4 protein-coding genes are annotated in these 4,931 nt (G+C 38.4%); 1 reads left to right on the top strand and 3 read right to left on the bottom strand.

Features of this window, described 5'->3' with window-relative positions:
• Positions 1–337: 337 nt before the first annotated feature.
• The 3 genes from AC2JBO_RS43005 to AC2JBO_RS42995 all read right to left on the bottom strand — a co-directional run bounded on the left by AC2JBO_RS43005 (position 338) and on the right by AC2JBO_RS42995 (position 3,698).
• Positions 338–649, bottom strand: coding sequence for a hypothetical protein (locus AC2JBO_RS43005; RefSeq protein WP_496959741.1), 312 nt, complete (start codon positions 647–649; stop codon positions 338–340).
• Positions 650–825: 176 nt separating this feature from the next.
• Complete coding sequence (locus AC2JBO_RS43000; RefSeq protein WP_496959740.1) at positions 826–1,893, bottom strand: WD40 repeat domain-containing protein; 1,068 nt, start codon at positions 1,891–1,893, stop codon at positions 826–828.
• Positions 1,894–1,961: 68 nt separating this feature from the next.
• Entirely contained in the window at positions 1,962–3,698 is a 1,737-nt protein-coding gene (locus tag AC2JBO_RS42995) for a transposase family protein (protein WP_496959739.1), read from the bottom strand.
• A 462-nt stretch (positions 3,699–4,160) separates the two neighbouring features.
• On the opposite strand from AC2JBO_RS42995, the gene AC2JBO_RS42990 reads away from it, so the two are divergent.
• Complete coding sequence (locus tag AC2JBO_RS42990) at positions 4,161–4,802, top strand: bifunctional 4-hydroxy-2-oxoglutarate aldolase/2-dehydro-3-deoxy-phosphogluconate aldolase (protein WP_496959738.1); 642 nt, start codon at positions 4,161–4,163, stop codon at positions 4,800–4,802.
• Positions 4,803–4,931 lie beyond the last annotated feature (129 nt).

Here is a 4,931-nt window from a genome sequence, read left to right as displayed (position 1 = left end):
TTCCCTTTTACCTAAGTCATACACCTTTAGTTTCTAAGGGTTCCTACTTAGAACGAGTCGCACTTCCTTACATTTTCGGTTCACCTCTGTCCGGTTAATCACAGCATTATCCGCAAGCGGATTACTGATCGAAAACCATTCTCAATAAATGGCAATTAACTAATTAGTAAGTGAATTGTCTCCCCTCTACACATGGGGACAGGACGCTTCGCATGTAGCGAATGCTTGACTCATCCCCTTACAAGAACAAGATTTTTGGAATTATCGCGCCTCTTGAATTTCATTCCAATATTTCTAGCGGCGTTTAAACCTGAATGAATTACTTTACCAGATGCAGTTATTGCGTAATTACCAGGATGATACCCTTCTTTCTCCATACTGTATTCCCAGTTTTCGCGACTATAACTAGCGTACTGCATCCCAAGTTCGCTATCTGTTCTAAAGACTGGCTCGCCCGTAAAAGCGAGCGATAAACCCGCAGCGTATTTTCTACGAAATCGCCTTGACGAACGAGCTTAGATTTCAATGTTTTGGTTTCGATGCGGAACCCTTTTTTCTTCTTTAATGCCATTACGCAAGTTCGACTCCCAAAGTTTCTTCTTTGAGCTTGATAGTAGTTAATTACTAATGAAATATCTTCTGTTGACAATTGCAAGCCTGCTTGTGACAGTTTCTGTACTGTCCCATGATTTAGTCATTGGACATGTCTATTTTCTGGGGATATTGTCCAATAAATACCAAATAATCTTTATTAGATATCACGTCGGTGCGTGACGCTACAAGTATTATAATGTTAGTTTAAATTTTTTCGTAGCGTCACACACCCTACAGTGACCGCATGTCAATTAAAAACTGAGATAGATATGCACCTCCACCATGTCCAATGGCAATAGTTTTACCATCTGGACTAAAGCGAACGCTGCTAGGATATAAACCGTCAATATTCTGGTTTTTTGCAGCAGGTACAAGTGTTCGTGTTGCTCCATCTGCTAAATTTATAAGGAATACTGATGCATCTAAAGAAGTAGTTGCTAAAGTTTTCCCGTCTGGACTCATGGCAATTGCTTTAATTCCTGCTTCTGATGGCGCCTTAATACTATTTATTAATTCACCATTTGCGTTCCAAAGTTTAATTACTGTTTCGCTACCACTAACTATAGTCTTTCCATCTGGGGTGAAGCGAACAAAATTAACAGGGTCATTATTTGTTTTGGTACTACGAATTAATTTTCCAGAAGTTAAATCCCATATTTTGATAGTCGTATCGGTATTTGGGTCAACTGCACCTCCTCCACTAACAAGGGTTTTACCATCAGGACTAATCGCGACTGCACGCACCCAGGCGCCATGTCCTGTTAACGTATTTCTTAATTGACCAGTCTTTAAATTCCACAGCTTAATAGTCTTGTCGTAACTCCCGCTTGCAAGAGTTTGACCGTCAGGACTTATACTTAAAGAAGTGATACCTAATGTATGACCTGCTAAGGTATAAATAACTTTGCCAGTTTCTAAGTTTGTAACGCGAATTGTTTTATCGCCATCGGGTTTACTAGAACCACCCCCGCTTACTAAAGTTAATCCATCACTTGTAATAGCTACAGCGTTCACACCTTCTTTATGACCAGGTAAAGACCTTTTGAGCTTGCGCTTCGACAAGTCCCATACCTGAACTGTTTCGTCAAAGCTACCGCTGACTAAAGTCTTTCCATCGTTTGTAAAAGCTAAGTCCGAGACATCCCATATATGTACTCGCAAGCTGTATGAACTATCATTTCCTGTTTTTGATATCAAAAGTGGTATTGTCGCCCTAGATATGGATGGCGCCAATAAAGTCCCTGTAACAAGGCTTAATGAAGTGATTGCTGCAAATTGAAGCAATTTTTTTTGATTCATAGTTCAAGCACCTACTAAAAAACCTGATAGAAACTGGTAATAACTTATAAAATCATTACCTTCACCAGTTACGGAGCCACGGTGAATGCCCCTATATTCGTAACCAATGTTTGTTCTCGTTCAAGTGGGGCTTGAGCTTCAGTAGGTTTTGCCTTTCCCTTTCTTTTACCCTCAGACTTATTGCTACCACCCGACTTTCGCCTTTTATGGGTCGTTTTCTGAGATTCAAGTACTAAGGAATCTAATAAGAACCGAAGCACGGTATCGAGTTCAAACATTTGCGGTCTACGGATACAGAATTTTTTCAGCCAAGCCGATATTTTTCTCCATCCTCCCGCAAATCCTCCATCCTTTGAATCCTCCGGTTTAAAGAATGAAGAAAGAGTTTTTAACCATTTCTGGGGGATATACTCTTTAAACCCCAAAGCTCTTCTAGCTATTACCATTGCAGCAGAAGTCGCACTATTCAATGCATATTTTTGCATATACTTTACCATACCTATGACACTAGTCATAAACGGTGATTTGAATAATACTCCTATTCCATACTTTTCTGCTCTAACAACAAGATAAGAACGAAATTTATCATAAATAAATCCTGACAATATTCGGTTATATTCCTTGCTGCCACTATGCCGTAATTGATTCTTCTTAGTTGAAAAATCAAGATTTTCACAAGCAATTGGGCATTGATAAATTTCTGCTAGTTTAACAATTTCACATACAATATCACGAAGTTTAGCCTGTTTCTGTCCAGTTGTTCCTGTTGGAATGGGGAAACTGATGGCATTACGACATCTATCGGGATTGCCATCACGTTTTATATAAATTACATCAATAGTTTCTGCATTTAAATCAATACCAATACAACCATTATTTATGCTAGAAACAGTCGGAACATCTTGAACATAAGTCGTTAAATGTATATACCACTGGTCGTTTTTATGTTCACGTCTAAAGCATTGAACTGTAACTGGCTTTCCAGCTTCTAATGCGTAAAGTAAATTATGTTTACGCTCTGACGATACCTCAAACTCAAGACTGACTGTATCCCCATATTTCTCACGCAAAAATCTTGGAACAGTAAAAGCAACACTAAATATATCGTCCTGAATATAAAATATTTTGGCAACAGGATTATTACCTGTAACTGAACCTTTACCTACACTGTAAAAATTTCCACCACGCTTTTTCTCCCAATCTATACGCCATTGGGCATGAGATGAGTAACCATTCTCTTCTAAATAATATTGAGCATTGAATAATTTAGAAATACCGAAACATACATGTAATCTTTTCGCGTTTTCTAATTCTTGTTTTTCTACTTGTTTGCGTTCAAGTCTATTAACTTTTGATTCTAATCCCATTAATCGTCTTGCAAATCCTTTCATATTTTTACGTGTCGGATTTGCTAACTGTTGTTCCATTAATTCAATTGTTGAGGCAACATATTTCCAACCTGCCACTAGGTCATCATTTAATGCCTTGATTCTTAAATCGCTCGCTGTTTTTAGTTGGTCAAATGTTCCCCTTGCATCACTTGCCACTGAGTCAGCCCATGCCCAATCAATATCAAACTTTCCTTGAAAAGCTTTTTCAATATCATCCTCTGATTGCCCACTCTGTAACGCATTTAATGCTGTACGCAGCAAAGACTGATATTTATCACCCCACTCTGACAGAAATGAGTGATAAGGCAATTTCGTTTCAACCCCAATTCGTAATTGTGGTGTACGTGTGCCGTCAGGATTTTTTGATTTTGAATAAGAGCGATGCGTTAGCTCATTCAATAATGATTTTGCCATATGATAACTGCTCGACCTACAGTTGTTTCTTTAATCTTTATATTAACAGATAATTTGTTTTTTTCAAAAATATTTAAACTTGTAACATTTATTAATTATCTCAATTCTTTGACTTTCAATACATTTTTGCTTTTCAAATAAAATAAATATAAAAAATTATAATTTACTGACATAAACGGGTTTAATTGTTATATTTATCACATGCAATTATCAAAGCACAGGTTTGAAATATGTAATAAGTATAATAAAGCACACTGAAAATCTTAATAGTTTTTACCAGGTTTTACCAATATGAACACGAGCAGTAGTCCAAGCAGTAGTTCAAGCAGTTGTACTATTGGATTAAAGTTATCTGTTTATTGGTGAAAACGATAGAATAACCTTCTTTCTGGTAAATATCAGAATACATCTGTAGAGAGAAAAATCAAATTGTCTGTAGAATTTATTAATAGTTAACAGTTGATGATTGATAATTGGCTATCGATATTACGACAAAACCGCGCGTTCGCTGTAATTAGGGCGCCCAAACTAGAGACTGGACGGCAAATCGCACGTGCGGTTGCAGCATCGGGGATGAAATTAATTGAGATTACTTGGAACAGCGACGCAGCACCAGATTTAATCAATAAGCTGCGTTGCGAATTACCAAACTGTATTATTGGTACAGGAACAGTACTAAGTGTACAAGATTTGCATGATGCTATCGCTTGTGGTGTGGAATATATCTTTACCCCACACGTTGACTCCGAACTTATTCATATTGCGCGCGACCAAAATATACCAATTATTCCAGGTGCCCTAACTCCTACAGAAATTGTCACAGCTTGGAAAAGTGGCGCCGACTCAGTTAAGGTATATCCCGTCCAATCACTTGGTGGCACAAGTTACATCAAAAGTTTACAAGGCCCCCTCGGACATATACCCCTTATCCCCACAGGAGGTGTGACTCTAGAAAATGCCTCACAATTTTTAAGCGCCGGCGCCATCGCAGTTGGTTTAAGCGGAGAACTATTTCCAAAAACACTCCTACAAACCAACAATTGGGAACTCATCACTCAAAAATGTCAAATGCTTCTCCAGAATATAATCAGTGCTGAGTGCTGAGTGCTGAGTACTGAGTGCTGAGTACTGAGTGCTGAGTGCTGAGTGCTGAGTGCTGAGTGCTGAGTACTGAGTGCTGAGTGCTGAGTGCTGAGTGCTGAGTGCTGAGTGCTGAGTGCTGAGTGCTGAGTT

Source organism: Calothrix sp. CBUCES-K 9914, from assembly GCF_059640475.1.
This window is presented reverse-complemented; position numbering and strand designations above follow the sequence as displayed.

What these genes read in the sequence shown, in the direction of transcription:
- AC2JBO_RS42990 (WP_496959738.1), top strand. Translation starts at nt 4,161, where the DNA reads ATGATTGATAATTGGCTATCGATATTACGACAAAACCGCGCGTTCGCT.
- AC2JBO_RS43000 (WP_496959740.1), bottom strand. Translation starts at nt 1,893, where the DNA reads ATGAATCAAAAAAAATTGCTTCAATTTGCAGCAATCACTTCATTAAGC.
- AC2JBO_RS42995 (WP_496959739.1), bottom strand. Translation starts at nt 3,698, where the DNA reads ATGGCAAAATCATTATTGAATGAGCTAACGCATCGCTCTTATTCAAAA.